The organism is Bacteroides sp. AM44-19 (assembly GCF_003603395.1).
GTDB lineage: Bacteria > Bacteroidota > Bacteroidia > Bacteroidales > Bacteroidaceae > Bacteroides > Bacteroides uniformis.
The window spans coordinates 239,983-264,132 of sequence record NZ_QTNB01000005.1 but is presented as its reverse complement, the minus strand read 5'-3'; the positions used below and the strand labels follow the sequence as shown (position 1 = coordinate 264,132).

At 38.7% G+C, this 24,150-nt stretch carries 41 protein-coding genes, 1 rRNA gene and 1 pseudogene; 35 read left to right on the top strand and 8 right to left on the bottom strand.

The annotated features are described in order from the left end of the window. Window positions 1-67: 67 nt before the first annotated feature. The 22 genes from DW947_RS10700 to DW947_RS10590 all read left to right on the top strand — a co-directional run bounded on the left by DW947_RS10700 (window position 68) and on the right by DW947_RS10590 (window position 12,825). Complete coding sequence (locus DW947_RS10700; protein WP_009132291.1) at window positions 68-1,036, top strand: PD-(D/E)XK nuclease-like domain-containing protein; 969 nt, start codon at window positions 68-70, stop codon at window positions 1,034-1,036. Further along, a complete protein-coding gene (locus DW947_RS10695; RefSeq protein WP_117928593.1) occupies window positions 1,033-1,941 on the top strand; it encodes a recombinase RecT in 909 nt (302 codons plus the stop codon). The genes DW947_RS10700 and DW947_RS10695 overlap by 4 nt, the downstream gene beginning before the upstream one ends. Beyond that, window positions 1,941-2,165: a hypothetical protein gene (locus tag DW947_RS10690; protein ID WP_004326701.1), complete on the top strand. Its 225-nt coding sequence runs from the start codon at window positions 1,941-1,943 to the stop codon at window positions 2,163-2,165. The genes DW947_RS10695 and DW947_RS10690 overlap by 1 nt, the downstream gene beginning before the upstream one ends. Next, window positions 2,162-2,776 (top strand): hypothetical protein, encoded by a 615-nt coding sequence (locus DW947_RS10685; RefSeq protein ID WP_009132289.1) that lies wholly within the window; start codon window positions 2,162-2,164, stop codon window positions 2,774-2,776. The genes DW947_RS10690 and DW947_RS10685 overlap by 4 nt, the downstream gene beginning before the upstream one ends. Window positions 2,777-3,063: 287 nt before the next feature. Further along, the gene (locus tag DW947_RS10675) at window positions 3,064-3,492 is read left to right on the top strand and encodes a hypothetical protein (protein ID WP_009132288.1); all 429 of its coding nucleotides are present in this window, start codon (window positions 3,064-3,066) and stop codon (window positions 3,490-3,492) included. A 3-nt stretch (window positions 3,493-3,495) separates the two neighbouring features. Next, a complete protein-coding gene (locus DW947_RS10670) occupies window positions 3,496-3,774 on the top strand; it encodes an HU family DNA-binding protein (protein ID WP_009132287.1) in 279 nt (92 codons plus the stop codon). Window positions 3,775-3,780: 6 nt separating this feature from the next. Continuing rightward, window positions 3,781-4,524 carry a hypothetical protein gene (locus DW947_RS10665; protein ID WP_009132286.1) on the top strand — a complete coding sequence of 248 codons (744 nt, stop codon included), beginning with the start codon at window positions 3,781-3,783 and terminating at the stop codon, window positions 4,522-4,524. Window positions 4,525-4,683: 159 nt separating this feature from the next. After that, window positions 4,684-5,475, top strand: a complete 792-nt coding sequence (locus DW947_RS10660) for a hypothetical protein (RefSeq protein WP_009132285.1) — start codon at window positions 4,684-4,686, stop codon at window positions 5,473-5,475. Between the two features lie 538 nt (window positions 5,476-6,013). Continuing rightward, entirely contained in the window at window positions 6,014-6,469 is a 456-nt protein-coding gene (locus DW947_RS10650) for a hypothetical protein (protein WP_005794319.1), read from the top strand. Then, window positions 6,469-6,648 (top strand): hypothetical protein, encoded by a 180-nt coding sequence (locus DW947_RS10645; protein WP_117945563.1) that lies wholly within the window; start codon window positions 6,469-6,471, stop codon window positions 6,646-6,648. The genes DW947_RS10650 and DW947_RS10645 overlap by 1 nt, the downstream gene beginning before the upstream one ends. A 94-nt stretch (window positions 6,649-6,742) precedes the next feature. Beyond that, a complete protein-coding gene (locus DW947_RS10640; RefSeq protein ID WP_005794323.1) occupies window positions 6,743-7,279 on the top strand; it encodes a hypothetical protein in 537 nt (178 codons plus the stop codon). 129 nt (window positions 7,280-7,408) lie between these two features. Then, window positions 7,409-8,371, top strand: a complete 963-nt coding sequence (locus tag DW947_RS10635; protein WP_009132281.1) for a DNA cytosine methyltransferase — start codon at window positions 7,409-7,411, stop codon at window positions 8,369-8,371. A gap of 5 nt (window positions 8,372-8,376) precedes the next feature. Further along, complete coding sequence (locus DW947_RS10630; protein WP_009132280.1) at window positions 8,377-8,796, top strand: hypothetical protein; 420 nt, start codon at window positions 8,377-8,379, stop codon at window positions 8,794-8,796. Continuing rightward, window positions 8,678-9,346, top strand: a complete 669-nt coding sequence (locus DW947_RS10625; protein WP_117700611.1) for a hypothetical protein — start codon at window positions 8,678-8,680, stop codon at window positions 9,344-9,346. The genes DW947_RS10630 and DW947_RS10625 overlap by 119 nt, the downstream gene beginning before the upstream one ends. Beyond that, the gene (locus DW947_RS10620; protein ID WP_007846638.1) at window positions 9,318-10,028 is read left to right on the top strand and encodes a TIGR02757 family protein; all 711 of its coding nucleotides are present in this window, start codon (window positions 9,318-9,320) and stop codon (window positions 10,026-10,028) included. Before DW947_RS10625 ends, DW947_RS10620 begins: the two co-directional genes overlap by 29 nt. An 8-nt stretch (window positions 10,029-10,036) precedes the next feature. Next, on the top strand, window positions 10,037-10,621 hold the full coding sequence (locus DW947_RS10615) for a hypothetical protein (RefSeq protein ID WP_119958496.1): 585 nt from the start codon (window positions 10,037-10,039) through the stop codon (window positions 10,619-10,621). Between the two features lie 51 nt (window positions 10,622-10,672). Then, window positions 10,673-10,852, top strand: coding sequence for a hypothetical protein (locus DW947_RS10610; RefSeq protein ID WP_007846636.1), 180 nt, complete (start codon window positions 10,673-10,675; stop codon window positions 10,850-10,852). Between the two features lie 54 nt (window positions 10,853-10,906). Then, complete coding sequence (locus DW947_RS10605; RefSeq protein ID WP_007846634.1) at window positions 10,907-11,272, top strand: hypothetical protein; 366 nt, start codon at window positions 10,907-10,909, stop codon at window positions 11,270-11,272. Then, window positions 11,229-11,483: a hypothetical protein gene (locus tag DW947_RS10600; protein ID WP_007846633.1), complete on the top strand. Its 255-nt coding sequence runs from the start codon at window positions 11,229-11,231 to the stop codon at window positions 11,481-11,483. The genes DW947_RS10605 and DW947_RS10600 overlap by 44 nt, the downstream gene beginning before the upstream one ends. Before the next feature lie 46 nt (window positions 11,484-11,529). Further along, on the top strand, window positions 11,530-12,336 hold the full coding sequence (locus tag DW947_RS10595) for a phosphoadenosine phosphosulfate reductase family protein (RefSeq protein ID WP_117711814.1): 807 nt from the start codon (window positions 11,530-11,532) through the stop codon (window positions 12,334-12,336). An 11-nt stretch (window positions 12,337-12,347) separates the two neighbouring features. Further along, window positions 12,348-12,491 carry a hypothetical protein gene (locus DW947_RS21600; protein ID WP_165859467.1) on the top strand — a complete coding sequence of 48 codons (144 nt, stop codon included), beginning with the start codon at window positions 12,348-12,350 and terminating at the stop codon, window positions 12,489-12,491. Next, window positions 12,484-12,825, top strand: a complete 342-nt coding sequence (locus DW947_RS10590) for a hypothetical protein (RefSeq protein WP_007846629.1) — start codon at window positions 12,484-12,486, stop codon at window positions 12,823-12,825. Before DW947_RS21600 ends, DW947_RS10590 begins: the two co-directional genes overlap by 8 nt. Before the next feature lie 93 nt (window positions 12,826-12,918). Here DW947_RS10590 and rrf read toward each other — a convergent pair. Beyond that, a 5S ribosomal RNA gene (gene rrf / locus DW947_RS10585) occupies window positions 12,919-13,029 on the bottom strand. Between the two features lie 370 nt (window positions 13,030-13,399). Here rrf and DW947_RS10580 point away from each other — a divergent pair. The 13 genes and pseudogenes from DW947_RS10580 (at window position 13,400) to DW947_RS10520 (ending at window position 20,062) form a co-directional block, all read left to right on the top strand. Then, window positions 13,400-13,747, top strand: a complete 348-nt coding sequence (locus DW947_RS10580; protein WP_007846625.1) for a DUF551 domain-containing protein — start codon at window positions 13,400-13,402, stop codon at window positions 13,745-13,747. Further along, window positions 13,747-14,669 (top strand): annotated as a pseudogene (locus DW947_RS10575) (radical SAM protein). The gene DW947_RS10580 and the pseudogene DW947_RS10575 overlap by 1 nt, the downstream one beginning before the upstream one ends. A gap of 1 nt (window position 14,670) precedes the next feature. Further along, window positions 14,671-14,907, top strand: coding sequence for a hypothetical protein (locus tag DW947_RS10570; RefSeq protein WP_005794343.1), 237 nt, complete (start codon window positions 14,671-14,673; stop codon window positions 14,905-14,907). Next, window positions 14,904-15,395, top strand: coding sequence for a DNA N-6-adenine-methyltransferase (locus tag DW947_RS10565; RefSeq protein WP_117696789.1), 492 nt, complete (start codon window positions 14,904-14,906; stop codon window positions 15,393-15,395). The genes DW947_RS10570 and DW947_RS10565 overlap by 4 nt, the downstream gene beginning before the upstream one ends. Then, the gene (locus DW947_RS22015) at window positions 15,395-15,670 is read left to right on the top strand and encodes a hypothetical protein (RefSeq protein ID WP_007846615.1); all 276 of its coding nucleotides are present in this window, start codon (window positions 15,395-15,397) and stop codon (window positions 15,668-15,670) included. Before DW947_RS10565 ends, DW947_RS22015 begins: the two co-directional genes overlap by 1 nt. Then, on the top strand, window positions 15,645-15,854 hold the full coding sequence (locus DW947_RS10555) for a hypothetical protein (RefSeq protein ID WP_007857030.1): 210 nt from the start codon (window positions 15,645-15,647) through the stop codon (window positions 15,852-15,854). The genes DW947_RS22015 and DW947_RS10555 overlap by 26 nt, the downstream gene beginning before the upstream one ends. 2 nt (window positions 15,855-15,856) lie before the next feature. Continuing rightward, window positions 15,857-17,122, top strand: a complete 1,266-nt coding sequence (locus DW947_RS10550) for an RNA-splicing ligase RtcB (protein ID WP_007846611.1) — start codon at window positions 15,857-15,859, stop codon at window positions 17,120-17,122. Next, window positions 17,119-17,526, top strand: coding sequence for a hypothetical protein (locus DW947_RS10545; protein WP_005794352.1), 408 nt, complete (start codon window positions 17,119-17,121; stop codon window positions 17,524-17,526). The genes DW947_RS10550 and DW947_RS10545 overlap by 4 nt, the downstream gene beginning before the upstream one ends. Then, a complete protein-coding gene (locus DW947_RS10540) occupies window positions 17,523-18,038 on the top strand; it encodes a hypothetical protein (protein ID WP_004326731.1) in 516 nt (171 codons plus the stop codon). The genes DW947_RS10545 and DW947_RS10540 overlap by 4 nt, the downstream gene beginning before the upstream one ends. 1 nt (window position 18,039) lies before the next feature. Beyond that, window positions 18,040-18,441 carry a hypothetical protein gene (locus DW947_RS10535; RefSeq protein WP_005794355.1) on the top strand — a complete coding sequence of 134 codons (402 nt, stop codon included), beginning with the start codon at window positions 18,040-18,042 and terminating at the stop codon, window positions 18,439-18,441. Further along, complete coding sequence (locus DW947_RS10530) at window positions 18,425-18,718, top strand: MazG nucleotide pyrophosphohydrolase domain-containing protein (protein WP_004326733.1); 294 nt, start codon at window positions 18,425-18,427, stop codon at window positions 18,716-18,718. The genes DW947_RS10535 and DW947_RS10530 overlap by 17 nt, the downstream gene beginning before the upstream one ends. 90 nt (window positions 18,719-18,808) lie before the next feature. Then, window positions 18,809-19,474 carry a hypothetical protein gene (locus DW947_RS10525; protein ID WP_004326734.1) on the top strand — a complete coding sequence of 222 codons (666 nt, stop codon included), beginning with the start codon at window positions 18,809-18,811 and terminating at the stop codon, window positions 19,472-19,474. Between the two features lie 186 nt (window positions 19,475-19,660). Beyond that, window positions 19,661-20,062, top strand: coding sequence for a DUF3127 domain-containing protein (locus tag DW947_RS10520; protein WP_004326735.1), 402 nt, complete (start codon window positions 19,661-19,663; stop codon window positions 20,060-20,062). A gap of 41 nt (window positions 20,063-20,103) precedes the next feature. Here DW947_RS10520 and DW947_RS10515 read toward each other — a convergent pair whose 3' ends face one another. The 7 genes from DW947_RS10515 to DW947_RS10485 are packed head-to-tail and all read right to left on the bottom strand — an operon-like array spanning window position 20,104 to window position 24,132. After that, complete coding sequence (locus DW947_RS10515) at window positions 20,104-20,667, bottom strand: DUF6549 family protein (RefSeq protein WP_005794364.1); 564 nt, start codon at window positions 20,665-20,667, stop codon at window positions 20,104-20,106. After that, window positions 20,664-21,371: a hypothetical protein gene (locus DW947_RS10510; RefSeq protein WP_005794365.1), complete on the bottom strand. Its 708-nt coding sequence runs from the start codon at window positions 21,369-21,371 to the stop codon at window positions 20,664-20,666. Before DW947_RS10510 ends, DW947_RS10515 begins: the two co-directional genes overlap by 4 nt. 28 nt (window positions 21,372-21,399) lie before the next feature. Beyond that, on the bottom strand, window positions 21,400-21,816 hold the full coding sequence (locus DW947_RS10505) for a hypothetical protein (protein WP_005794367.1): 417 nt from the start codon (window positions 21,814-21,816) through the stop codon (window positions 21,400-21,402). Next, window positions 21,794-22,261: a hypothetical protein gene (locus DW947_RS10500; protein ID WP_005794369.1), complete on the bottom strand. Its 468-nt coding sequence runs from the start codon at window positions 22,259-22,261 to the stop codon at window positions 21,794-21,796. The genes DW947_RS10505 and DW947_RS10500 overlap by 23 nt, the downstream gene beginning before the upstream one ends. A 27-nt stretch (window positions 22,262-22,288) precedes the next feature. Next, on the bottom strand, window positions 22,289-22,552 hold the full coding sequence (locus DW947_RS10495; protein WP_004326738.1) for a hypothetical protein: 264 nt from the start codon (window positions 22,550-22,552) through the stop codon (window positions 22,289-22,291). Window positions 22,553-22,554: 2 nt separating this feature from the next. Continuing rightward, window positions 22,555-23,730 (bottom strand): hypothetical protein, encoded by a 1,176-nt coding sequence (locus tag DW947_RS10490; RefSeq protein ID WP_004326739.1) that lies wholly within the window; start codon window positions 23,728-23,730, stop codon window positions 22,555-22,557. 6 nt (window positions 23,731-23,736) lie between these two features. Next, a complete protein-coding gene (locus tag DW947_RS10485; RefSeq protein ID WP_005794372.1) occupies window positions 23,737-24,132 on the bottom strand; it encodes a hypothetical protein in 396 nt (131 codons plus the stop codon). Window positions 24,133-24,150 lie beyond the last annotated feature (18 nt).

Sequence of the window (24,150 nt, the reverse complement as noted above, 5' to 3'; positions counted from 1 at the left end):
TTTAGTTAGTTATTGGCTCCTTGCTTGCGAAAGTAGGGAGTTTTTTGTAAAACTCCAAATTCATTATATGAGTAATATAGAAGATACAATTTACAATCTGCCAAATGAAGAATACCACCGTGGAGAAAGATTCAAAGATTTCCTAAGTAGTACGCAGATTAAAGATTATATGGTGTCCCCAAAGTTTGCCCGATACAAGGCATTGCACCCTGAAATGTTCGAGATCAGTATTGAAGCTTCTGAAAAAGGCTCGCTGTACCATGATGCAATGGAAAGTCTTGTTAATACTGGAACACTTGACAAATGGAGAAACAATCTTCTTGTATTTGAGCCACCTATAAATCCTAAAACTGGCTGTCCGTATGGACGAGACACCCAAAAATATCAGATTGCACTAATAGAGGCCAAAGAATCAAATCCCGGTAAAACATTGACAAGCACAACCGATATACAATTGGTTGAAACAATGGTTTATGAGCTTCTTAATAATTGCCGGGACACCTCCAAACAGATTAGGCAGATATTAAAATGGGGAAAAGCCGAAGTTAGCCATTTCGTTGAATACGAAGGATGCAAGTTCAAATATCGCCCTGATGTGGAAACGGCCAAAAAAATTGTTGACTGGAAAACATTGGCGGTTGATGATCTTCATGAAGAAACAGTTAACCGGACTATCGCCAAATTTCATTACGGTATTTCGGCAGCCTTCTACCAGTTTTTTGAACATGAACGTACTGGAGTATGGAAGGAGTTCTACTGGGTTATGCAACAAAAGACAGCTCCCTATGACGCAGTATTTGTCAGTGCAGCTAACTGGGCTTTCCATTTGGAAGACGGAATTGTGAAAATGGGGGCAAGCGCATTGGCATTCAAGAAATTGTTAGACCAGCATGTTTACTGTACACAAAACAATGATTTTGACGGTGCACAGATATTTATTCAGCCGGGATTCAAAGGACGAAGAATAATGATACCTGACACACCTGCATTTGAAAAGAACAAGATGTTTAACTTTTATAATAATCAAGAACAATGAGTAAAACAGAGAATCAATCCCCCCAACAAGGGAACTTGGGAATGGAACAACACAATGCTCCTTCACCAACAAAAACAGAACCGGTCTCCCCAACACCTTCCACACCACAACCGCCCGTTCCTTCTACCCCACCAGCCTTTCCAGTACAACTGAAAGGATTGGAAAGCTGTTTTATCTCCCCTAAAAAGGCATTTATAGCAGCTGGTGGCACAGAACAGCAATTTGCCCGTGAAGTCAATTTCGCTATGCAGGCAATGTTGAATAATCCTTATTTGATTGACTGTGCCCGGCAATATCCCGATCATCTTGTCGAAGCAATCAAAAACGTTTCTCTTACCGGTCTGACGCTCAATCCTGAACTAAGGTTGGGGTATCTTGTACCGTACAAAGGCAAAGTGAAGTTCCAAGCTTCATACATGGGTAAAGTTGATATTTTGATCCGCACCGGTGTTGTAAAAGATATTTATTCTGATTTGGTTTATGCTAATGACGAGTTCAGCATGACAAAAGGTACCGGTGGCACTATCATCCACAAACCCAATGTATTCGGAGAACGTGGTGATCTTCTTGGAGGCTACTATTTTGCAGTCTTGACTTCCGGTGTTGTAAAATTCGATGCAATGCCCAAAGCACGTATTGAAGAAATAAAAAGTCGTAGTGAGGCTGTCAAGAAAGGCAAGCAATCCCCGTGGGACACAGACTTTGAAGAAATGGCTCGAAAAACAATCGTGAACTGGGCTTTCAAATTCCTGCCCAAAACCGGCATTTCAGATTCCATGATTAAAGTTCTTGAAACAGAGAGCCAGTTGGATGATGAAATGTTTGAAGACTGGAAAAAGGCACAAGGTCAGAAACCGGACGATTTTGAGGAAGACGATACTCCATACGCAGAAGAAGTCAAGTAATGGATTCATGTGAAAAAATTAGTAACAGTATCACAGCGGCTAAAGAACTGATCGAAAATGAAACACGTTCTTTGGCTGCTTTACATAAAGCAAAACAGCTTGAAAAAGAGCTTCATAAATCCGGCAAGTTGTTTCGTATTCCTACAATGAACGGAATTATAGAAACAACCTGCCCGGAAAAATACATAGAATACAATAACCAGTTTAAAATCAAATTAAAATGAGAACAGTAACAGTTGAAGTGCCCGAAGGACACATGGTAAAAATCGTGAAAGAAGAAAGTATGCAATCTACCCAAAAAGTTATGGGGGGGGGTAAATTTGAGTTTGAAGGTGAGACATTCATCCCCGGTGACGTAATTATCAATCCAAATCGCGGAGGGGGCAGCATGATGATTCTCTCTGAAATTAGAGAAGAAAGGCCGCTTCCTTTTTTACCAGCAATAAAAGTACCTTTCGGCCTTGTCGCTTATGTTCCTTCCAACGATGAAGGTGACAGAGTTTTTGTAAAACTCACACCCGAAGCTGGTATCGGAGGCATGAAGGGATTCCGTAAAGCTACAGAAGAGGAAAAGGCAAAGATGCTTGCCGCCATGAAGGAAGAAAAACATTACTCCTTCAATTTTGAGAAGTTACAGCCTGAATATATCCCGACTGTCGGCGATGTTGTTATTGTATGGGATGATAACAACAAAGAAAATGCGGTAGTCGGTATTATGAATGAAGTGGATGAAACGAGCAACCCATACAAAATAAATGATGGCACTTGGTATAAGAACTGCGACAAGTTCGTTTCAGAAAAACAATATAAAAATTTGATTGATGGGAAAGAGTAAATCTAAATCGGGGGGGGCGAGAAATTACACTCCCCTTCTCACAGCTCGTCCCAAAGGAATGAGCTACCAAGAGTATCGTGAACGCAGAGCCTATCAGAACGCATGGTTGAAAGAGCGACTGAAAGGCTTTATTTGTTATGTATCGTCTGAACTGGTTGTATATGACAAAATAACGGGATTACCCCGATTATTCAATCATCGTACAGATGATATACACAAAGCAAACATAAGGACTAACCCACAGCCATTTGTCGGTTCTGCCCGATATGGCTTAAAACCGTTATGATATGGATAAAGAACTATTTAAAGACAAGAATCCATTGCTTCGCAGACAAATGTTGGAAGACAATTGCGCAGCAGTTGAAAGAATCACCTATACCTCTCCTTTCAGTGAGGAAGAAATGGGTGAACGGAAAACGGAGTTGGCAAATATTGATCTTGATATGGCCGCACTGGAAGAAGAAAAGAAAGCTTTCATGCAGGCATACAAAGACAAGATGAAACCTAAAAAAGAGCGTAAAAAAACGTTGCTTACCGATATAAAGCGTGGTTATGAGGAAATTACGGATGAATGCTTTAAGTTCATGGAACGTAGCACCCGTACTACCGGATATTACAATGGTAATGGTGACTTGGTTAAAGAACGTCCGATGGAAGCACAAGAGATGCAGAAAACAGTCTTCGAGGACATGGAATCTACTGGTACGGAGGGATAAGCTATGAGGAAAGAAGAACTTATCAAGCAAGTAGCCGAATCAACCGGTATCGCTATTTGTGAAGTCCGAACTGTCATAGAGGCAGCACTGAAAGAGACCGTGGATGCAGTAGCTAATGGAAAGACTCTTTATATCAGAGGTTTTGGCACACTGTCACCCAAACACTATAAACGAAAAGTTGCTCGTAACATACACAAAAACGAGACTATTGTCATAGCGGAGCATTATACTCCACATTTCAAACCTGCCAAATCATTTAAAAACAGAACTAAAAATTTGTAGAACAGCATGGGAAACGAAAAGATGCAAGTGAACTTTGCTCCGGGTATGACCGAAGCAACCCTTAGAGTTATTGAACTTCACGAAGAAAATGAGTTACCGGTACTGGAGCCTGATAAGGTAGAATTAGCCGGAACAATTGGAAGTGTTCATGAATTTCTCTTGAAAAGAATCTCTGAAAAAGAGCAGATCAATCAGAAACGTTGCTATATTCTTGTTGATCGGGAGAAAATGACACTTAAACTTGTCACCAATGAAACTGACAGTAGGAATAAAGCTACTGTAAGAGGTGAGTTGAAATACTATCCCAAGTTTCTTGAATTTGGTATTAACACAAGCAAGACATGGGAACCGGTGCAGCTTTCAAAGTTCTTCAAAATGAATCGTGCCTTCTTCAAGGATGCACAATACAACATGGAACTGGTAACAGTCTTGAAGAACTTCAAAGCCAGCATTGACTCAAAAGTGGAAAACTCCCGACAAGACAACGGTAGTCGCACTGACAATTACAGCCAAGTTGTCAACTCCAATCTTCCGGCCTCATTCAATCTTATTGTTCCGATTTTCAAAGGTCGCCCGGCAGAAGAAATTGAAGTGGAAATCATTGCAGATGTGGATGGGCGTAACATTCGATTATCCCTTTGCTCTCCCGGTGCAGAAGTAATAGTGGAAGAAGAGCGTAATAAGGCCATTGACGAGCAATTGTTGTTAATTCGTAAATTGGCACCGGATATTGCCATTATCGAACAATAACAATGAAGTCTGTAAAGAAATACTGGAAGCCGGTACTTGTCGTATCGGCTTTCTTCATTGGCAACCGCGTATTCAATCACATAAATGCGTGGCTTGGAATTTCAATAATCATGCTGACTGTAGCATTTATAGTTTATAATATCATTAAAAAAGTAGAAAATGAAAAGAAAGATTGATTTTTTGATTGTGGCATTATTTGCCGTTGTTTTGTTTGCTTCATGCGAAAGAGTTGCTCCCAATTATGCCGGTGTCCTTATGGAGAACTACGGCAAACAAGGGAAAGAAGATTTTAAAATCGTTTCCGGTAAGGTATCTACATGGGAATTAGGCACAGAGCTTTTTCAAGTTCCGCTATTCGATCAGCGTGGAGAATTTGCCGAAGCTGTCACACTGAAAGCAGCCGATAATACAGAGTTCAAGGCACGTCCCACATATAGCTATAAAGTTATCAAGAACCGTGCCATTGATGTTGTCTTTGACAACAAGCATATTGGCCGTGGAAGTGATTTCATGTCTTCGTTAGAAGATAACATTTTGGAGCCACGTATATATGATTTGATAAAAGAGGAAAGTCGGAAACATAAGACTGACAGTTTAATGGCTGATGGAGGCTCATTAGTGTTTGAGAAACGATTGGAACAGATAGTTGACAAAGAGTTTGAAAAAAGAGGTCTGCAATTACTCACATTCTCTGCCCAGTTGGAGTTCTCCGATAAAGTTCGCGAAAAAATTGATAGTAGAAATGAAGTGAATACCAATATCTCCGTGTTGGATCAACAAATTGAGGAACAGAAGAAGCGCAATGAACTGGAACAGTTAAAAACCGAGCAGGCTCTAATTCAGTCAAGAGGTCTGACGAAAGAAATATTATATAAACAGTTCATTGACAAATGGGATGGAACAAGCCCTTTGTATGGTATTGCTCCTGAATTTCTAAAAATAACAAAATAATAATTATTAACCCGATTAATAATCAGCTTCTCCCGGTGTGGCTTGACCGCCTATCCGGGAACTATCATGCCTCACCTTTTTTCTTCTCTTTGCAAGTCGAGCCGAGTACGCTGCATACGCTCCACGGCGGTAGATACTACAAAGAGTCTTTTTGTTCATATAAGAATGCCTCTATTGTGGAGGCAAACGAATAAGTGGCGAAATTGGAAGACGCTTAGTTTCTGTGGTAAAAATGCACGAATAGCATCACGAGTCAGGTAATCATGCTATTAACACTTGACATACGTACAAACGGAAGCAGAAACGAAAATCCTGATTGCAACAGTTCCCGGTTCGAGTCCGGGCTTATTCTCATAAATCAATCATTATGAAAGTTGAAATTCCCGACTATTTCCTAAAATCCTTTATCCGACATTTTGAAAGGATAACCGAGAATTGTAAAGCTTCACCTTCTGACATCAAGACCAGTGAAGCACTAAGGCTTGGAAAGAAAGATGTAATTAAGCTCAAAAGATTTATAAACAAAAAAGTATAATTTATGAAACGAAGGATCATAGGTATAGATGTTGGCAAAAACGGTGGTATTGTAGTGTACGACACCGAGAATAACAAATTATTGGAGTGTATCAAAATGCCACCAACTCCCAAAGACTTATTAGATTTTCTCTCCATATACAAAGAAAATAGCGTTTGTTATTTGGAACGAGTGAATGGCATGACCGGACAAAGTGCTTCTGCCTCTTTTGTTTTTGGAGAAGGTTACGGACAGCTGACTATGGGATTGATAGCTTGTGGGATTCCGACAGTAACAGTATCTCCACAAACTTGGCAAAAAACTATAGGATTACGAAATACAGACAAATTGGGTAAGACAGAATGGAAAAACATCTTAAAGAAGAAAGCCCAACAGCTGTTCCCGTATGCAAAAGTTACATTGGCAACTTCGGATGCCTTACTAATATGTGAATATGGTAGAATTAAAGAAAAGGAATAATGGAAAAATTAAAAAAATGTAGCAAATGTGGCCGGGAACTTCCGGTCAGTGAGTTTTGGAAAAATGCTTCAACCGAAGATGGATTGCAGACATATTGTAAAGAGTGCGGTAATGTTTATGCCAGAAACCGTAAGAAAACTCCGGGGGGGGAATTTGAAGAAAATATATTCCAATCCTGAATTGGCAAAATTTTCTCCACGGGAACTTATCGCAGAATTGAAAGCACGTGGATATACCGGAGAATTGAAATACACCCAAACAATATCATTATAAATGGAAAAGTTACGTCTATTGGTTACAACCAAATGTCCGAACAAATGTCCTATGTGTTGCAACAACTCATGGGATTTTTCAAAATTACCAGTTGTTGAGCACTTTAATTACAAAGAGATCATGATAACTGGTGGAGAACCACTTTTGTTTCCTGAAAAACTGGCAAATTTGGCTGAAAGTATCAAAACCGTTCAAAAATTGGCCTATGGAAATAAAGGAAAATTATTTCTATATACGGCACTGGCTGATATGCTCCCCAATTATATCAGATACTTCGATGGAGTTGTTTACACTCCACATTCTGTTAATGATGTTCATAGTTTATTGGAGGCCAATAATTTTTTGTTGGATTACAAAGATGAACTTATGGAAAGTAAATCTCTTCGGCTCAATCTTTTTCCTGATATTAAAAAGCATATTCCTGACAACACAGACCTTTCGTTATGGAAAGTAAAAGATATGCAATGGATCAAAGATTGCCCGGTTCCAGCTGATGAAGAGTTCAAAAGAGTAGCTGAATTATGGGAGGTGGAATGATGAAAGATGTAATTACCCCCCCCCCATACACAACATCTCTATCCTTATCGCTGGTCTTTAGAAGATGCTGTTTTTACTAAAGATAAGGGAAAGGTATTTTCTTGTTTTGCATGTGGCGGTGGCTCTACTATGGGTTACAAAATAGCAGGTTACGATGTTATTGGCTGTAATGAGATTGATCCACGAATGATGAAATGCTATGAAACAAACCATCATCCCCAGTATAGTTATTTGGAAGATATTCGTGATTTAGTGAAAAGGAATAATCTTCCCGAAGAACTGTACAATTTAGATATATTGGACGGATCACCACCTTGCAGTACATTTAGCATGTCGGGATTACGTGAAGATGCGTGGGGTAAAGAAAAGAAATTCAAGGAAGGTCAAAAGACACAAGTTTTAGACACGCTCTTTTTTGATTTTATTGCACTTGCCAAACGCTTAAAACCTAAAGTCGTTATTGCTGAAAATGTAAAAGGACTTCTTTTAGGGAATGCGATTGATTATGTCAGACGTATATACAAAGGCTTTGAGGAAGCTGGTTATTACTGTCAGCATTTTCTTCTTGATGCTTCTAAAATGGGAGTACCTCAAAAAAGAGAACGTGTATTCTTTATATGTATCAGACATGATTTGGGAGCCCATTTCCTAAAAGTTTCAGACCTCTTCAATGTTGAGCCATACATCGACATGGAATTTAATGAATCGGAAATATATTATGGGGAATATGCGGATTACAAGGGAAAGCCTATTGGCGTAAAAATGAGAAAGTTATTTGAGCAGAGAGTGGCAGGAGATATTGCTTTGGCAGAGGCCTATAAGAAACAAACTGGAAAACGAGGCTTTTTTAATCAACAATATCTATATGAGAACAAAGTAAGCTACACCCTAACAACTCATGCAGACTCAATTATTCCTTTTAAGCAGCCTATATATTTATCACGGTCAGAAGTATGTAATATATCCACATTTCCACAAGATTATCATTTCCTCAACCAATCCCCACATTATATCTGTGGAATGAGTGTACCACCCGTTATGATGGCACAAGTAGCCTCACGAGTATGGAAATATTGGTTATCTAAATTATAAATCAAATGAAATCAGAAGAATTAGCAGCCCAATGGTGTCGGGATCATCCCGATGCAACATTGGAACAAGCATTCATGGCCGGATTAGGCCATAAGATGAATATGAATAAGGATTCTCTTTCTGCAAGGAAAGACAAATTCAGAAGTGAAGTCCTCATGTATAGAGGAAAATATCCTGATGATATGTTGAAGGACTTTTTTGAGTATTGGACTGAATGCGGAGGCCGGAAAATGCGCTTTGAGAAGGAACGTACATTTGAAGTTTCCAAACGTTTAGTCAGATGGTCTAATAATGATTTTAACAAGTATGGGAAACAACTTAATTCAAGTCAACAGCAATCTCCCGGCAACCGAAAAGAAAGCGTTGAAAGACTTGCTGACCTTGCAAGCGGAGTATTACAAGGGATTGCACGTAAGTTCGATTAAAGAAGCTGTTCTCAACACTCCTAACCTACCACTCTCCGTTATAAGAAAAGAAATCACATTGGCTGGCGCAAGAGCCATACTGGTAATTGCGATTAACGAGCTTGTGTCTTTTTTCAATGTTGGAAAAACGATGAATGATGTTCAAGTGGCACTTACCGCTGATCTAATAATAGACAGATTCTATTATCTCAAATTGGAGGAAATCAAATTGTGTTTCCGTAATGCTATGGCTTCCGGTAAGATTTACGATAGACTGGACGGTAATATCATTCTCGGCTGGTTAAATGAATACGATGCACAGCGTGATGAAATTGTTTCTTCTCTTTCAATTAATGAAGCCCATGAACAAAATAATAACAGCACTGGAATGTTCTACGGAGAATATATCAAACATCTAACTGAAAGATCGGAAAATGGAGATGAAGAGGCCAAAGAATTATTGGAATCCCATCAATCATTCATACAAAGGATGAAATCAAATGATAAAGAAGCCGCTTTCAAAAAATGGAAAGAAGAATATTATGGAAGAACTAAGAGACAAACTACTTGACTGGGCGAAACAATTTGAAACACCTGATTTTATAAAAGATGATCCTATATTTTTTCCACATAAGTACAATGATAAAAAGGACATAGAAATCAGTGCTTTTCTTACTTCATGGATAGCTTTCGGGAATCGCAAACTGATAATGCAGCAAGCAGAAATTTTGGATAATCTAATGGGTAATTCTCCTTATGCCTTCATTATGAACAAAGTATGGGAACAATACAAAGAAAATACAAATACCTTCTACCGTATGTTCACCTACCATGACTTCTTCTGCATTTGCCAGCGGTTGTACAACATATATCAGGAATGGGATGATTTGGAAGTATTTTATGAGGGTTACAACAATGTTATCCGTGAAATACAAACAGATTTTGGTGGCGTAAAAGGTATTCCAAAATTGGAGCGTGATTCTCCATGCAAGCGTATTTGTCTGTTTCTACGGTGGGTAGTACGAAAATCGCCGGTGGATTTAGGTATTTGGAATATTATTCACCCGACAGAATTATACATACCATTGGATGCACATGTTGCAAAAATGGCACACCAGCTTGGGATAACAACACGCAAAACAGAGGACTGGAAAATGGTTCAACAAGTAACCAATTACATGAAAACAATTTTCCCGGATGATCCGTGCCGGGGAGATTTTGCATTATTCGGATATAGTATTAACAATAAATAATTTACATTATGTCAGAACTTAAAATCACACAAGAAAAGGTAACATCCGCTTTTAGTGAAGCAAACGACTGTCCTAAAGCAATTAGTATTCTAACAGCCCTATTCGGAAAGCAAAAGCCGGATTATACAGATTATCACAATATTAAAACCTACGAAGATGCTTGTGAAGCAATAGGTGTAAAACCTATTGTTCGCCTACTTGTTGAGGATGAAGACGGACACAAAGAAGAAGTGGCTGATATTGCACACCTCGCCTACATCAAACTATGCACAATTGCTCGTGCATTGAACAACGATCCTGATTTTCCACGATTTACTAAAGATGAATACCGTTATACGCCGTGGTTTTATCTTTATAATCAGAAAGAAATTGATGAAATGGACGAAGAGGATCGTAATCAGCTGGTTCTTTGGGGCGGTGATGCGAGTAACGGTGCGAATTGCGGCCTCGCTTGTGCGTACTCGGATCACGCTTGGTCGCACTCGTATGCGAATCTCGGCTCTCGCCTTGCTGTAAAATCAAGTGAAATCGCAATTTACTTTGGAGAACAATTCAAAGAATTGTGGAAAGACTTTCTGATTGGAAAAAAGTAATCACACTGGGGAGGCCGCATCAAAGCGGCCTTTTCCATACCTTTTAAATCTATGACTCCAAAAGAATTTTTCGACAAAGTGGTGGAAATGCGCCGTTGCCAAAAAGAATATTTAAAAAATAAGAGACAGATAGATTTACGAATAAGTAAACAAATTGAGCGTGAAGTAGATGAAGAAATTGAACGTGTTCAAAAAATCCTTCACGACAAACAGAATCCGCAACTCTTTTAGACTATGGTTAATATGAAAATCCTTGACCTGCCATTAAAAGCAAAATGGTATGAAATGATCGAATCCGGAAATAAGAAAGAAGAATACAGAGAGATCAAGAAATACTGGATCGGAAGATTAGCAAAATGTGGAGGTCGCAATTCCTATGAAAAGACAGGTTTCTATTGTAAGAAAGGTATTTGTTTTTCTTGTATTACACGTGGAAACGGCTTTCACCCCAAAGAATACACTCATGTTCGCTTCCGTTTTGGCTACACCAAACGGACAATGCTTTTTGAACTTGAATCTATAACCATCGGAGTTGGTAACACCAATTGGGGAGCACCGGATAACGAATGTGTATTTATACTTAAACTGGGAAAATGTATCAAAAAAAATGAAAGTAAGGACTCAACAGAATTTCAACCGAAAAACTCGTGAAACAGTATTCGGTATCAGCATCATGCCTGACGGTGGCAGAAGATATTGTAAATACCCAATAGGCCACCAAGAATACAAAGACTATACCCAAGCACACCAAGCTATGAAAGATGTACAAAAGATATTGGATAATGGAGGCCGATTAGTGTATTCTCCCAAAGGTAGTGCCGGGATTAATAAAAATGAATATGTAAAAATTGAAATGACATAAAAATGAAAATATTAGTAAGTTTTTCAGGTGGTAAGGATTCACAAGCATGTTTGATCCAAGCCTTCAAACAATATGGGGGGGGAATTTAACCGCTGTGTTTTGTGACACCGGCTGGGAACACCCTGACACATATAAACATGTGAATGATGTTTGTCTGCAAATGGGAGTAAGACTTATAACTCTCAAATCAAAATACGATTTTGTGTCTTTGGCAGTTCACAAGAAAAGATTTCCTTCCACGAATGCACGGTTTTGTACCAGTGAACTAAAAATGAAGCCAATGATTGATTATGTACTTTCTTTGAAAGAAAGCTGCATTATTATACAAGGTATCAGAGCCGGAGAAAGTACAGCACGTGCGGCAATGGAAGAGGAATGTATGTACTTCAAATCGTATTTTCAACCTAATAAGAAAGGAAGAACTGAAAACTACCGAAGTAAGGATGTCAAAGAATGGTGTTCCCAATTTGACGCTTCTGTTCTAAGACCGATCTTCAAATGGAGTGCACAGCAAGTTATAGATTGCATACTGGATGCAGGGCAGAAACCGAATCCATTGTATTATCGTGGATTCTCACGTGTTGGATGTTTCCCGTGTATCATGTGTCGGCATAAAGAAATTGAACTTATAGCCAAAAACGATCCTGAAATGTGTCAACGTCTGATTCAAGCAGAGAAAAACGTGGGACATTCCTTCTTTCCTCCATCATACATACCTCAAAGATTCTGTAAAAACAAACAATATCCTTATGTAGAGGAAGTTTTGGAGTACGTTAAAGAACATACCCCTGATATGTTCGAGCCGGAAGGTGGATATGCCTGCATGAGTATGTTTCATGGACTATGCGAATAAATAAAAATATTATGAAGAAAATACTACTTATCTGTACACTCCTTGTTTTGTTAACTGGATGTACTGCACCAAGAGATTATAAAAAGAATCGCTTCACAAAACAGTTTCAAGAAGCGGATTCCATGTTTAATGAAAAATATAGATTAAATGAGTAAAAATAATATAGCTCAACAATACAATAGTATGGTTGCAAGTATTGAAGATGCTAAAATTTATGATGGCCGGGGAGAATATAACCTATATGAATGTAATAAATGCAATAATTATAAGGTAACTCTATACAAAGACAAAGGTGTAACTCCCTTCATCATGAGATGTAAATGCGGAGGGGATATGATGCATACGAAATCTTCAAAGCAGGCTCCACCGTCATACGTGAAAGTTTATAATTGGGTACGTCCCAATTTGGAGCAAACAATGTCATTGAGTGAAGGTATGCGTAATCATATTCTAAATGGAGGATTAATATTAGAAGATGAATTAAAGTGATCTGATAAAATGAAAGAAATAACTATTGGTGATAAACCTTTAATGTAAATGTTTTAAGCCTTGCTATCAATAAAGATAACAAGGCTTAAAAGAAAATGGCAGCGACCTACTCTCCCACAATTATGCAGTACCATCAGCGTGACAAGGCTTAACTTCTCTGTTCGGAATGGAAAGAGGTGGAACCCTTGTGCTATAACCACCTAAATTAAGGACTTAGCTGTACTAAATAATTTTTTCAATCAACCACTACAAAAGATCAACACAGTTTAGCACAAAGTCCCAACCTACCGTCTATTCAATTTTAAGCATTGCCATAGCCGTACGGTAGTAAAGCTATAGAATGCTTTTTCTAATTAAATTTTTCATAATTAAAAAAATTAATCATTTGCGACATTGCAAATGAGGTTCAAATATACGCATTAAAAATAAAATGGCAAAAAATCATGTAGCAAATAGTCGGGGAAATCCTTTTCAACAAGATGTCGTAGGCATTCTCCGTGCCTTAGGTCATGTGACCTATGATTTTAAATACCGTAAGTGTATGGAATAATTTTAAATTCTAAATTCATAGAATATGAAGCAGACATTAGAAGAAGCCGTAAATGAAATTGGAGGCGTACATCCTGACTGGGATAAAATAACTTGTTTTAGAATAGGATTTAAAGAAGGAGCCAGATGGCAGACAAAACAACTTCCGTGGGTATCAGTGAAAGAACGGTTGCCGGATGAAAATGAAGACATCATCATTCTATGTAAACATGGTGCGATTTTTAACGGTACATATAGCAACAATGTATGGTTTTGCATGGATGGTTATATCTATGATACGTACAAAGGTAACCCAATTTACTCTTCAATGAGCAGCATACCTCCGTCATGGGAACCGATAGCATGGATGCCAAAACCTAAATTTGAAGAATAATGAATATTGGAATTTTAGCCGTTGATAGCAATTCCCCCCCCCCAATTTAGCACTTATGAAGATCAGTGCTTACCACAAAGCAAGAGGCGATCAAGTGGAATGGTATAATCCACTATGTGAATATGATAAAGTATATGCAGCTAAAGTTTTCACTTTCACACCCGACTATAACTATTATATCAATACTAACCAAATAGAAAAAGGTGGTACCGGATATGATATTGAAAAAGTTCTTCCAGTTGAGGTTGATCGTCTTCAACCTGATTACTCGATCTACAATATTGACTCCAATTTATCCTATGGATTTCTGACACGTGGGTGTCCCAATCGGTGTAAATGGTGTGTTGTTCCTAAAAAAGAAGGAAAAATCTCACCTTATATGGATATTGAGGAAATAACAGCCGGACGGAAAAAAGCTATCCTTATGGATAATAATATACTGGCCTCAAACTATGGCTTGCAGCAAATAGAGAAAATCATCAAACTGGGTATCAAAGTGGATTTTAATCAAGGACTGGATGCCCGTTTAATCACGGATGAAATCGCTCGGCTACTTGCAAAAGTAAAATGGATTAAACGTATTCGCTTTGGATGCGATACACCGGGACAGATTGCAGAAGTTGAACGTGCTTCCGCTTTAATAGACAAGTATGGATATAAAGGGGAATATTTCTTGTATTGCATCCTTATGGACTTTAAAGAATCGTTTGCGCGCGTCAACTACTGGAAATCTAAAAGCCGCCGTTTTCTTCCACATTGTCAACCCTTTCGTGATCTGAACAATCCACACCAAATTATTCCACAGTGGCAGAAAGATATGGCACATTGGGCTGATAGGAAGGAAATATACATGAGTTGCGACTTCAAAGACTTTTCACCAAGAAAAGGATTTTTATGCAAGGAATACTTTAAAATGTTGTAAGATGAAATTAAACAAAAAGACAGAGCGACTTATTAAACGTAGAGCCGCTGAACTTAAAAAATTATATGAAACTCCTAATCCCGAAGTAGATAAAATTATTTCTGAATTGAGAGCAGAAGCAACGAAACGTCCACAGAACATGAGTAAGGAAGAAGAAATTGCTTATATTCTGAAAAAGGCTGATGAAAATTGCGATCATATAGAAATTCGTAAAATCCTAAATGTAAGTAATACATGAATACATCTTTTGAACGATCTGCAAACGCTTCCGATGAATGGTACACACCACGAGAAATCATTGAAGCATTAGGTGAATTTGACCTTGATCCATGTGCTCCCATGCACCCTCTTTGGCCTACCGCAAAAATCATGTACAACAAGCAGGACAATGGTCTTATACAAAATTGGGGGGGGCGAATTTGGCTTAACCCTCCGTACTCCAAACCGCTTATATGGCAGTTTGTAGAGAAATTGGCAGAACACGGCAACGGTATAGCACTACTTTTTAACCGGTGTGACAGCAATAAGTTTCAAGACATCATCTTCACGAAAGCAACCGGTATGATGTTTTTGAGGAATCGAATAAAATTCTTCCGTCCCGATGGAACACGTGGGGACAGCCCCGGTTGCGGTAGTGTTCTTATTGCATTTGGCCGGGAAAATGCCGAAATTTTAAGGAACTGCTCTTTACAAGGCAAATATGTTGAACTTAACAATGATAAATGATGAAAGTCTTATATTTACTCATGCTCATTGCCGGTCTTCTGTGGATCGGTGATTTCTCTATCACCTTAAAACCCTTTTCTGTATCTTTACCATGCTGGTATAAATCCGTTGGCATACTTCTATTTTGGCTGTCAATGACTATATATGTTTTAGGTGAGCATACCAAAGGCTATAAAGAAGGATTTGATACTGGAATTAAACAGTGCATTAAGATACTTGATAGAAATTGCCACTCTAAAGAAATAAATAATGATGAAACAGTACAGAATCAATAAAACGACTACCTTCGTAGAAGATAATTGCAGCGGAAACAGAGAGAAATACCTCCTTCTTGATTACAAAGTACAAGTTAAATTTGCAGGGATTTGGATAACAGTCAAGTCCTTTCATGATGAAGATGAAGAATACGCAAAGAACTGTGCGAATGAACTTCTTGAAAAACTTAACGAAAAGATTTGATTATGATTGAATTACAAGGAAAATTCGGCAAAGATTGTAAAATATTTACAAATGCAATAGAAAATGAAGCTATTGGAACGATACAAAACATTTTGAACAATCCGGTTACGACTGGTGTTCCGGTTCGTATTATGCCTGATACCCATCAGGGAGTAGATATAGTGATTGGATTCACCATGCCAGTTACAGATCGTGTCAACCCCAATCATATCGGAGTGGATATTGGTTGTGGAATGTTGTGTGTAGAAATTGAAAATGCAATAACAGAAGAGTCTTTCCCGGACATTAATCATGCAATCCGTTCCATCATACCTATGGGATTTGAGATTAACCAACAACCCTTATCCAAACAAGAAAAGGAAGATTTGTTTACCTTCTTATCTATCAGAATGGATCAGTTCTGCTCTAAATACCAACTAACCAAACCAGTTATTAATGAAGAATATGTATCACAACTTTGTAAGAAGGTGGGGATAAATGAAGGCACATTCTACAACTCTTTAGGTACATTGGGAGGTGGAAACCACTTTATAGAACTGGGGCGTGCCGAGTCAACCAATAATATATTTCTTACAATACATACCGGATCGCGCAACTTTGGTGTGAAGGTCTGTAAATACCATGCAGAAATAGCAAAATTTGATAAAAAGGCTTTTTCTAATGAAATTCAACGCTTGAAGTCCACTGTTGAGCCACAATTCATGCAAACTGAAATACTACGTTTGAAGGAAAAATTTGCCGAATATTCCGGGTATCTCACAAATGAAGCAATGCTCCACTATTTATGTGACATGGTGATCGCACAAGGATATGCCGCATTCAACCGCAAGTTGATTATACAGCGTATAATCAGAACTTTGAGCTGGAACGCTACAATATCCGTTGAGACAGTCCATAACTATATCAGCTTTGATGATATGATAATCCGTAAAGGGGCTATTGCCGCATACGCCAATGATTACGTTGTGATTCCTATGAATATGGCAGACGGTATTCTTCTTTGTCGTGGTAAGGGAAACAAAGACTGGAACTATTCTGCACCACATGGTGCAGGACGCTTATACTCCCGTTCCGAAGCTAAAGAAAGATTATCAATGGACGCATTCAAAACCCAAATGAGCAAAGTGTATTCCACTTCCGTATGTGAAGGGACATTGGATGAAAGTCCTATGGCATACAAAAATGTTCAGGAAATAAAAGAGCTTATAGAACCTACGGTAGAAATTATTGATACAATTGTGCCACTAATCAATATCAAAGCTGTATGATAGAAAAGACAGACTTCCCATATACTCTTGGCGGCTATGTTGAACAGCAAAATTATAAAGGTTTCGACATAGCCGTTTCCATTCGTAGATACAAAGGAATATCAGCTTATGTCATTTCCTCGGAGAAAAGGCTGATCCGTGAAGAATCTGCCACCTTTGCCGACAAAGAAGACATGTTCCGTTGGGGACGAGAAGCGGTTGACCGATATTTGGAACAGCAAGAACGTAGAAAAGAAGAAAATACGATCAAACGGGCAGACTATTATAAGAAGAAAGCTCGTGTGGCAGCATTGAAAGCCTTTAATGCCGCTATGTATTTCTCTGATATAAAGGACGGACTTTATGATAAGGCAAAAGGATTTTTTGAGTATGAACTGGATAAGGAACATGGAAAGATCAAATGAAAACACTTGATATTATACAAGGCTTTTGCGATCATGTTTTTCGTGATAAAAAAGGAAACCGCATCTTTCCCAATATTTTTGTCGGGAAATGGGAAGCTGACTTATTGGAAGTTACCCGGTCACGCCTGACTTATGAATATGAAGTAAAAGTAAGCAGATGTGATTTCCATAAGGATAAAAAGAAAAGTGATAAATATGGCAAGAACAAGTTTGATGTTGTCACTTCCGGCCAACGTACCAATTATTTTTATTATATAGTACCAAAAAGTTTGATAAAGCCCGATGAAGTCCCTGATTTTGCCGGGCTTATTTATGCTTATGAAGGATCAGTGCAATGTTATTCTCTTGAAAAGGGAAGGTATGCGGTAAAGAGAATTTTCTTTGAGGTAGTCAAGCCTGCCCAAAAAGTTTCTGACATGAAAGCGGATGATAATTTCATTCGTAAACTCGACTTATCCATGTACTATCGCTATCACCAAATGAGAAGAGATAATTACAAAAATAAGGAATAATATGGAATTAAGATTAGACCCTGAAATACCGGTCACACGGGTTGTCAACGGACATAATGTTTTCAATAAAGGCTATCACCACGGATTAAGAGGAAAAACCTATGAAGAATACTATGGCAAAGAGAGAGCTGTTGAAATAAGAAAAAGACACAGCGAGGCTTTGAAAGGACATAGATATTGGTCTAATGGAAACGCCCATGCCTTTGCGTGTATCGCAATCACTCCCGAAGGCAAATGGTATAGATTCGATTCAATAACCCAAGCCGCCCAAAAGCTAAATCTGAATTATGCCACAGTTCGCCGGTATATAAAACGAAAAATCAAGCCCCAAAATGGCTGGCAATGGTTTTTGGAGAAAGATAATAACTGGATAAAACATATTGATAATGGGAAAATTAAATGAGATCGCGCAGAAAGCTTATGAATGTGCCGTAAGACGTGGAAAGATTGATCCCGACAATGATAGCAACAACAATCTTCACCGCGATCTGCTTGAAGAAGTTGCCGAAGTCTTTGAGTGTACGGGTGAGAAATCTCCACATATTAAAGAGTATTTAGATGTAGAAGAAGAACTGGCAGATGTAATCATTGTTGCCCTAAGTACACTACATCATTTCAAATGTGACATTGATTCACTCATTGAAGCCAAAATGAATTATAATAAAAACAGAATGGATTGATATAGGAACCGGACAATTAATAAAGTTGATTGTTGAGACGTTTGTCCTTATCTTTGCACTACCATGTGTCTATAAAGATTTCATGAACTTATGGAAAGAAAAATAGGTGATATAAAAGACAAGAAGTTAAAAGCTGAAAATATCACACTGGCAGCAATATATAACATATTGTTCACCAATGACATAGTTTGTTCCTTAATTGTAGAAATGTTAAGTGAATTACGTAAATCAAGGCTTTGTCGTTTCCGCGTAAAGCAGCAAGGAAATAAACTGGAACAGTTGATGCTTCAATATGAAAAGAAAATCAATAAAATAGCTGGACACCGGGCTTTTTTCATGGCTGATGCTAACCAGTATATTGCAGATGAAGTACAACCTGATCTGCTTAAAATGGAATACTCCATTAAACTGGAATTTGACAAATGCCGGATTGAAAACAGTGCCTTACTTGCCAAAGTAGAACTTACAAGATGTATGGCAGAGCTTGCTTGTCTATCCCTTGACAAACGGATAGAAGAAGTCCGTCCATACAACAAAGAAGTAACCGGAATAACATATCTCCGGCTCACTGACACACTTAAAGTATTGGACGAACTTTCTGATATTTTATATAAGGGAGGGTATTGTGACCTCAATCAAAGTGATAATTGCAAAAGGGGGATGGCTATCATACAACGAAAACTTACTGATTGTGATATTATCAGCCGCGCAATCAATGAGTCAGACAAGTTAAATCCGGCTGGGGATGATGAATAAAAATGGCAAAATATCGTATAGGAATATCCGAGAATCTATTAGGAGACAAACGCTATCAGTGTCAGATTAAAAGATTTGGCATTTGGTGGAATGATGAAAGTTTCAGCACTAAAGAAAGAATGTTAGATTATGCCCGTAAACTTGAAAAGGCCGGGCATATAGTGTTTAACTATTTATAAGCGAACAATGAAATTAGAAGGAAAAATTATTGTGGCACAACCGATACAATCGGGTGTCTCAAAAAATGGTAACAACTGGCAAAGACAAGATTTCGTTTTGGAAATTCCTGGCCAATACCCTAAAAAAGTCGCTTTTTCAGTAATGAATAGCAATATTCAGAATTTTGGATTAGCAGTCGGGCAAGACGTTGATATTGAAATAGATATTAATGCGAATGAATGGCAAGGAAAATGGTTTAACTCCATTACTTGCTGGAAAGCAACACTCCGTAATCCAGGACAGCCTACCGCAGCGCAACAGCCCCAAACTTATTATCAGGGGGCATCATCCACCGCGGCACCCGTACAAACTGCCATACCTCAACCGCCAGTGGATTTTGGGGAACAAAAAGACGATTTGCCTTTCTAAAGAAAAAGGAGAAGGGAGCATTTCGGCTCCCTTCTTATTAATTAATGTTCCACCTTTACAATTTCATTATAAACGATTTTGCTTCGTGGGTTATGATTGACTATCGTTTGTTTATACCCCTTTGTCCCCCATCTCCACCATAGGAACCTGTGTTTATATATCCGGCTTATCGCACTTGAAAGACTGTCTCTCACTTCATAAGTAAATGTGCTGTCAGGAATATTTGCATAAAAATCCACCCATTTATCTGAATAATTGAAACAGCTGTCTTTCAGAACAAATACAATACTGTCTTTAGTGACAACTTTTGTGGTTGTGATATATTCGACTTCTTTTGGACGCAGATTCAATTCTTTTATTAGTTTTGCATCCGCACTCCGCAGCTCTTTCAATTCTTCTATGTTAAGCCGTAAAACATGGTTTTCAACCACATTTAGACTATCCCTAATCTTATATTCTTCAAGCCCAGTACAGAGACTTTTCATATTATCTGAAAGTCGGGCACTTTCCTTCTTCTCTTCCTGCCACAACCGGTACATCAAAAAGGTTGCCGCAAGGAGTAACACAAAGATTACTCCTATACCTATCTTCAATCTCATAATCAATCTGTATATACATTTTTACCAACTTCCGCAATAACTACCCATGCACCATTACAGAAACCATATATCTTACCGTCATTCTCCGGCATTTCAGGTATTGTATTAAGTTTTGTTTCATTGGCAGTGGCTTTGCTAAGAGCTGTTTGAGCTGTACTTTTTGCAGCATCAGCCGTTGTTTGTGCGGTCACGGCCTTTCCATCAGTAACAGCCAACATTCCAGTCAGAGTTTTTTCATTGGTTACTCCTGCAAGGAAGGTTTCAATTTCATTGAAGGTGTCAATGGCCGTAGTCGCATCAACAGTACCAACCAATTCATCCAAAGCGGTCTTCACCGCATTTATGGACTGTTCCAGTTGGGACTCTGCCAGTTGAGCACGTCCGCTTTCTGCTAAAATATCCGATTTGCTCGCACTGCTGCTACCATCAGAACTTTCCAAAAATGAAGATGAAATAGGAAGTTCATTACATCCTACCATAACATATTGTCCGGCTATCAACCCGTCGACATTCATATCACAGAACTCTCCAACCCCAAGTGCTGTTTTGTAAGGTACATAATCCTTTCCATTAGAACTTTTGTACACAACAACTCTGTTGTTTGCTGCATCTCCAAAATTGATGCTAATAGCAAATTTCCCAGTAGATAACTGTATAGGTTGGCTTTCGTACCAATCCTCTTCTTTAAGAGTAAAATTCAAGTTTGCCATATCTTCTATGTGTTTATATGTTTGTTTCCTATATCAACTCCCAACCTTTCCTTACCTCATCCATGTTTGCAGGAACACCATTCTCAACATAACTCATTGCAGCCACCACCGCAATAAGTTGTTCCCGGTTGTTTCTGTTCAGAATTGTATGACGAGATATGCCTGAACGCTTTTCGACTGTGGCAATATACACTTCAGTATTGTTCTCACATGGCGGTGCCCATCGCATAATAACATCTTCAAGTTCATTGGCCGTGCCGTCTTTGTCAGTATCATACTTATTAAGAATATAAGTTTGAAGAGTTTTAAAAGCAGCACGATAACCGTATGCCATAGTTTTAAACTGAAAGAAACTTTTATCTGTCTGTGTTGCAGACAACCCCTGCCATTTCGTATTATTTCTCCGTATATTTAACGGATTATTATTCCGTAGTCCCCGTGTCATTTTTATCCTCCTTTTCTTTTTGTGTTTCAAACAATATTTGTGCGGCCAGTCGTGCTATATCGTCCTTATTCTCAATGATTATACTCATGGTCTTTTCCGCTTTCCGAAGCTCGGCCTTTTCCCATGATTTCTCACGTACCGATTTGAACTCACAGAAAACGCAATAAACCGCCCATAACATAGCGAATACTGGAAATGGAATGACGATGCAACATATAAGGTCAATCATAACCAGTGTCAGAAACGGATTAAAATATTTCTTCGCTTTTGTCGCTGTCATTTTGTACTTCTTCGAGGTACGAAGTTCCCCACGCTGTTTGGCCTTCTGAATCCCCGAAATAAAATCTATCCCCATTGCGATTATGATAGCTGTCATACTTACCGCTATCAAAACCAAATGTAAAAACAAATGGTCGTGAATGAATGTTTCAATAATGTCGTTCATATCCTTTTGTGTTTGCGTTTATTATTTTTATTCCAATAGTAATTTGTTGATAGCATCAATAAAGGCTGGGGAACATAAACTTGCGTATTCCTTAATCATATTACACTCTTCATCGTTATACTCAATTTCTCCATTGGAGTTGAATATTTTAAATGCGAGGGCATGAGCCTCTATTCCCCTGCCAAGTTGATAAATGATATTGGCAAAATCCTTCTTGTAGTTCTCAACGGAACATCTCGTCTTATCAATATCAACAAATATCTCAATTCTTTCAAAATTTATCCTTTTCATAATCACTTCCAATCATTATCATTTGAAGCACCGAACATCAGTCCTCTTCCCAACCAGTCAGAGTTCGGTGACGGATACATAAAATCCACCAACTGCATACAATGGTGCATGGAACCGCCATTCAATGTTTGCTTTGTTCCATTCGCATATATCTGAACATTATTATAATTGTCATTTGCATTAACCACGAATATCCTTTGGGTGACGGCAAGACTCAAAAGATAACGGTAGGTTACATTCGATGTTATTCTAAATATAACCGTATCAACTGGAAAACCCGAAGTTTCACCGTTATAATCGTATCTTGGCGAATAGCAAGGAACTGTATAATAAGTTTCGTTAGCAGAGGAAGTCCCGGAAGTCAAAGGTATATAAGTACCGGTTTTATCAGCACCTTTTGTGTACACATAGGCATAGGAGCCGTAAACTACCATAATGCTTCTTTCCCTTGCGCCAAACACGCCTCTACACCATAAGTCAGAAGTGTAGAAACGTAATGACCGGTTATCCTTAGTACCTTGATGATACATATCACCATCAAACCACATTCTTCCATCACTTCCAAAGCTGATTCCTCCAACCGCATCACCAGCAGCATTCACGCAATTCAACCTTGTAAAAGAGCCTGATACACCTTTCAATGTACCTTCAAAAGTGCTGTCACCTGAAATAACCGCACCAGCCGCATAGAGTTTCCCTGCTATACTCACCTTATATGGCGCATCAGTCGGTGTTGTAGCTCCAACCCATAACGGATAGTCACCACCAACAAGACCTGCTGCAACCGTTTTATTATCGCCCTTCATTATCAAAAGCTGATTACCCTGCATGAACCGTAGAATAGCATTTTGAGCCATGATAAGCGGAGTGTACACTGGCACCAAAGAATTAAACTTCTGCCAATAAGTTGTATTTGTCACCGGAATGGAATCACTGGACGTATGAGTTTTCAGACATTTATACGCATTAAACGTATTAGCACCGGTAGTCACAATTGCAATATCCAAGTACCGGGTACCGGAAGTCAAAGCCTCGTCATTGCGATACTCTATGCCTTTAGCCCATTCGGATTGCCGGAGAATACAGCCTTGCAGCCCGTTTTTCCCCGGTTCCCCATTAGTACCGTCAATTCCATTTTTGGCCTTTCTTCGTATTAATATATGCCCTTGCGCCTCCATACCGGATTACTTCAATTTTGCTAATACTTCTTTTGCGATCTCCTTAGCCTTGATACGATAACTCTGATAATCAGTGTATTCTTTCAGATATTCGGCACGCTTACCTTCGTCAAGTTCCGAAGCCATATCACGTGCCATTTCCAAGTTGGCGAAAATGGCATCACGTTTATTCGCATCATAACGTTCCATGATAATGGCACTTACAATACTGTCATAATCATGTTCCCCTTCAACATCCACGTTTTCACAGACATACTGGTCTTCAACCACCACATCTTCCGAACCGGCCTTTTGAACAGCTTCTCTTCTCTCAAAGTCGAAGTAAATGCGTAGCAACGCACCTTCAACTACAAATTCAATACCAGTCGGCAGTTCTCCTACAAGAGTTCCATAACTTTTCATAAATTACCTCCATTTTTA

What these genes read in the sequence shown, in the direction of transcription:
- DW947_RS10595 (WP_117711814.1), top strand. Translation starts at nt 11,530, where the DNA reads ATGTTTGATCCAAGCCTTCAAACAATATGGGGGGGGAATTTAACCGCT.
- DW947_RS10645 (WP_117945563.1), top strand. Translation starts at nt 6,469, where the DNA reads ATGGAAAAATTAAAAAAATGTAGCAAATGTGGCCGGGAACTTCCGGTC.
- DW947_RS10700 (WP_009132291.1), top strand. Translation starts at nt 68, where the DNA reads ATGAGTAATATAGAAGATACAATTTACAATCTGCCAAATGAAGAATAC.
- DW947_RS10620 (WP_007846638.1), top strand. Translation starts at nt 9,318, where the DNA reads ATGGAAGAACTAAGAGACAAACTACTTGACTGGGCGAAACAATTTGAA.
- DW947_RS10520 (WP_004326735.1), top strand. Translation starts at nt 19,661, where the DNA reads ATGAAATTAGAAGGAAAAATTATTGTGGCACAACCGATACAATCGGGT.
- DW947_RS10690 (WP_004326701.1), top strand. Translation starts at nt 1,941, where the DNA reads ATGGATTCATGTGAAAAAATTAGTAACAGTATCACAGCGGCTAAAGAA.
- DW947_RS10530 (WP_004326733.1), top strand. Translation starts at nt 18,425, where the DNA reads ATGGGAAAATTAAATGAGATCGCGCAGAAAGCTTATGAATGTGCCGTA.
- DW947_RS10685 (WP_009132289.1), top strand. Translation starts at nt 2,162, where the DNA reads ATGAGAACAGTAACAGTTGAAGTGCCCGAAGGACACATGGTAAAAATC.
- DW947_RS10610 (WP_007846636.1), top strand. Translation starts at nt 10,673, where the DNA reads ATGACTCCAAAAGAATTTTTCGACAAAGTGGTGGAAATGCGCCGTTGC.
- DW947_RS10625 (WP_117700611.1), top strand. Translation starts at nt 8,678, where the DNA reads ATGGGAAACAACTTAATTCAAGTCAACAGCAATCTCCCGGCAACCGAA.
- DW947_RS10490 (WP_004326739.1), bottom strand. Translation starts at nt 23,730, where the DNA reads ATGGAGGCGCAAGGGCATATATTAATACGAAGAAAGGCCAAAAATGGA.
- DW947_RS10485 (WP_005794372.1), bottom strand. Translation starts at nt 24,132, where the DNA reads ATGAAAAGTTATGGAACTCTTGTAGGAGAACTGCCGACTGGTATTGAA.
- DW947_RS10495 (WP_004326738.1), bottom strand. Translation starts at nt 22,552, where the DNA reads ATGAAAAGGATAAATTTTGAAAGAATTGAGATATTTGTTGATATTGAT.
- DW947_RS10695 (WP_117928593.1), top strand. Translation starts at nt 1,033, where the DNA reads ATGAGTAAAACAGAGAATCAATCCCCCCAACAAGGGAACTTGGGAATG.
- DW947_RS10630 (WP_009132280.1), top strand. Translation starts at nt 8,377, where the DNA reads ATGAAATCAGAAGAATTAGCAGCCCAATGGTGTCGGGATCATCCCGAT.
- DW947_RS10605 (WP_007846634.1), top strand. Translation starts at nt 10,907, where the DNA reads ATGATCGAATCCGGAAATAAGAAAGAAGAATACAGAGAGATCAAGAAA.
- DW947_RS10635 (WP_009132281.1), top strand. Translation starts at nt 7,409, where the DNA reads ATGGGTTACAAAATAGCAGGTTACGATGTTATTGGCTGTAATGAGATT.
- DW947_RS10570 (WP_005794343.1), top strand. Translation starts at nt 14,671, where the DNA reads ATGAAATTAAACAAAAAGACAGAGCGACTTATTAAACGTAGAGCCGCT.
- DW947_RS10600 (WP_007846633.1), top strand. Translation starts at nt 11,229, where the DNA reads ATGAAAGTAAGGACTCAACAGAATTTCAACCGAAAAACTCGTGAAACA.
- DW947_RS10670 (WP_009132287.1), top strand. Translation starts at nt 3,496, where the DNA reads ATGAGGAAAGAAGAACTTATCAAGCAAGTAGCCGAATCAACCGGTATC.
- DW947_RS10590 (WP_007846629.1), top strand. Translation starts at nt 12,484, where the DNA reads ATGAGTAAAAATAATATAGCTCAACAATACAATAGTATGGTTGCAAGT.
- DW947_RS10650 (WP_005794319.1), top strand. Translation starts at nt 6,014, where the DNA reads ATGAAACGAAGGATCATAGGTATAGATGTTGGCAAAAACGGTGGTATT.
- DW947_RS10525 (WP_004326734.1), top strand. Translation starts at nt 18,809, where the DNA reads ATGGAAAGAAAAATAGGTGATATAAAAGACAAGAAGTTAAAAGCTGAA.
- DW947_RS10550 (WP_007846611.1), top strand. Translation starts at nt 15,857, where the DNA reads ATGATTGAATTACAAGGAAAATTCGGCAAAGATTGTAAAATATTTACA.
- DW947_RS10510 (WP_005794365.1), bottom strand. Translation starts at nt 21,371, where the DNA reads ATGGCAAACTTGAATTTTACTCTTAAAGAAGAGGATTGGTACGAAAGC.
- DW947_RS10675 (WP_009132288.1), top strand. Translation starts at nt 3,064, where the DNA reads ATGGATAAAGAACTATTTAAAGACAAGAATCCATTGCTTCGCAGACAA.
- DW947_RS21600 (WP_165859467.1), top strand. Translation starts at nt 12,348, where the DNA reads ATGAAGAAAATACTACTTATCTGTACACTCCTTGTTTTGTTAACTGGA.
- DW947_RS10565 (WP_117696789.1), top strand. Translation starts at nt 14,904, where the DNA reads ATGAATACATCTTTTGAACGATCTGCAAACGCTTCCGATGAATGGTAC.
- DW947_RS10580 (WP_007846625.1), top strand. Translation starts at nt 13,400, where the DNA reads ATGAAGCAGACATTAGAAGAAGCCGTAAATGAAATTGGAGGCGTACAT.
- DW947_RS10535 (WP_005794355.1), top strand. Translation starts at nt 18,040, where the DNA reads ATGGAATTAAGATTAGACCCTGAAATACCGGTCACACGGGTTGTCAAC.
- DW947_RS10660 (WP_009132285.1), top strand. Translation starts at nt 4,684, where the DNA reads ATGAAAAGAAAGATTGATTTTTTGATTGTGGCATTATTTGCCGTTGTT.
- DW947_RS10505 (WP_005794367.1), bottom strand. Translation starts at nt 21,816, where the DNA reads ATGACACGGGGACTACGGAATAATAATCCGTTAAATATACGGAGAAAT.
- DW947_RS10640 (WP_005794323.1), top strand. Translation starts at nt 6,743, where the DNA reads ATGGAAAAGTTACGTCTATTGGTTACAACCAAATGTCCGAACAAATGT.
- DW947_RS10500 (WP_005794369.1), bottom strand. Translation starts at nt 22,261, where the DNA reads ATGAACGACATTATTGAAACATTCATTCACGACCATTTGTTTTTACAT.
- DW947_RS10665 (WP_009132286.1), top strand. Translation starts at nt 3,781, where the DNA reads ATGGGAAACGAAAAGATGCAAGTGAACTTTGCTCCGGGTATGACCGAA.
- DW947_RS10540 (WP_004326731.1), top strand. Translation starts at nt 17,523, where the DNA reads ATGAAAACACTTGATATTATACAAGGCTTTTGCGATCATGTTTTTCGT.
- DW947_RS10555 (WP_007857030.1), top strand. Translation starts at nt 15,645, where the DNA reads ATGATGAAACAGTACAGAATCAATAAAACGACTACCTTCGTAGAAGAT.
- DW947_RS10545 (WP_005794352.1), top strand. Translation starts at nt 17,119, where the DNA reads ATGATAGAAAAGACAGACTTCCCATATACTCTTGGCGGCTATGTTGAA.
- DW947_RS10615 (WP_119958496.1), top strand. Translation starts at nt 10,037, where the DNA reads ATGTCAGAACTTAAAATCACACAAGAAAAGGTAACATCCGCTTTTAGT.
- DW947_RS22015 (WP_007846615.1), top strand. Translation starts at nt 15,395, where the DNA reads ATGAAAGTCTTATATTTACTCATGCTCATTGCCGGTCTTCTGTGGATC.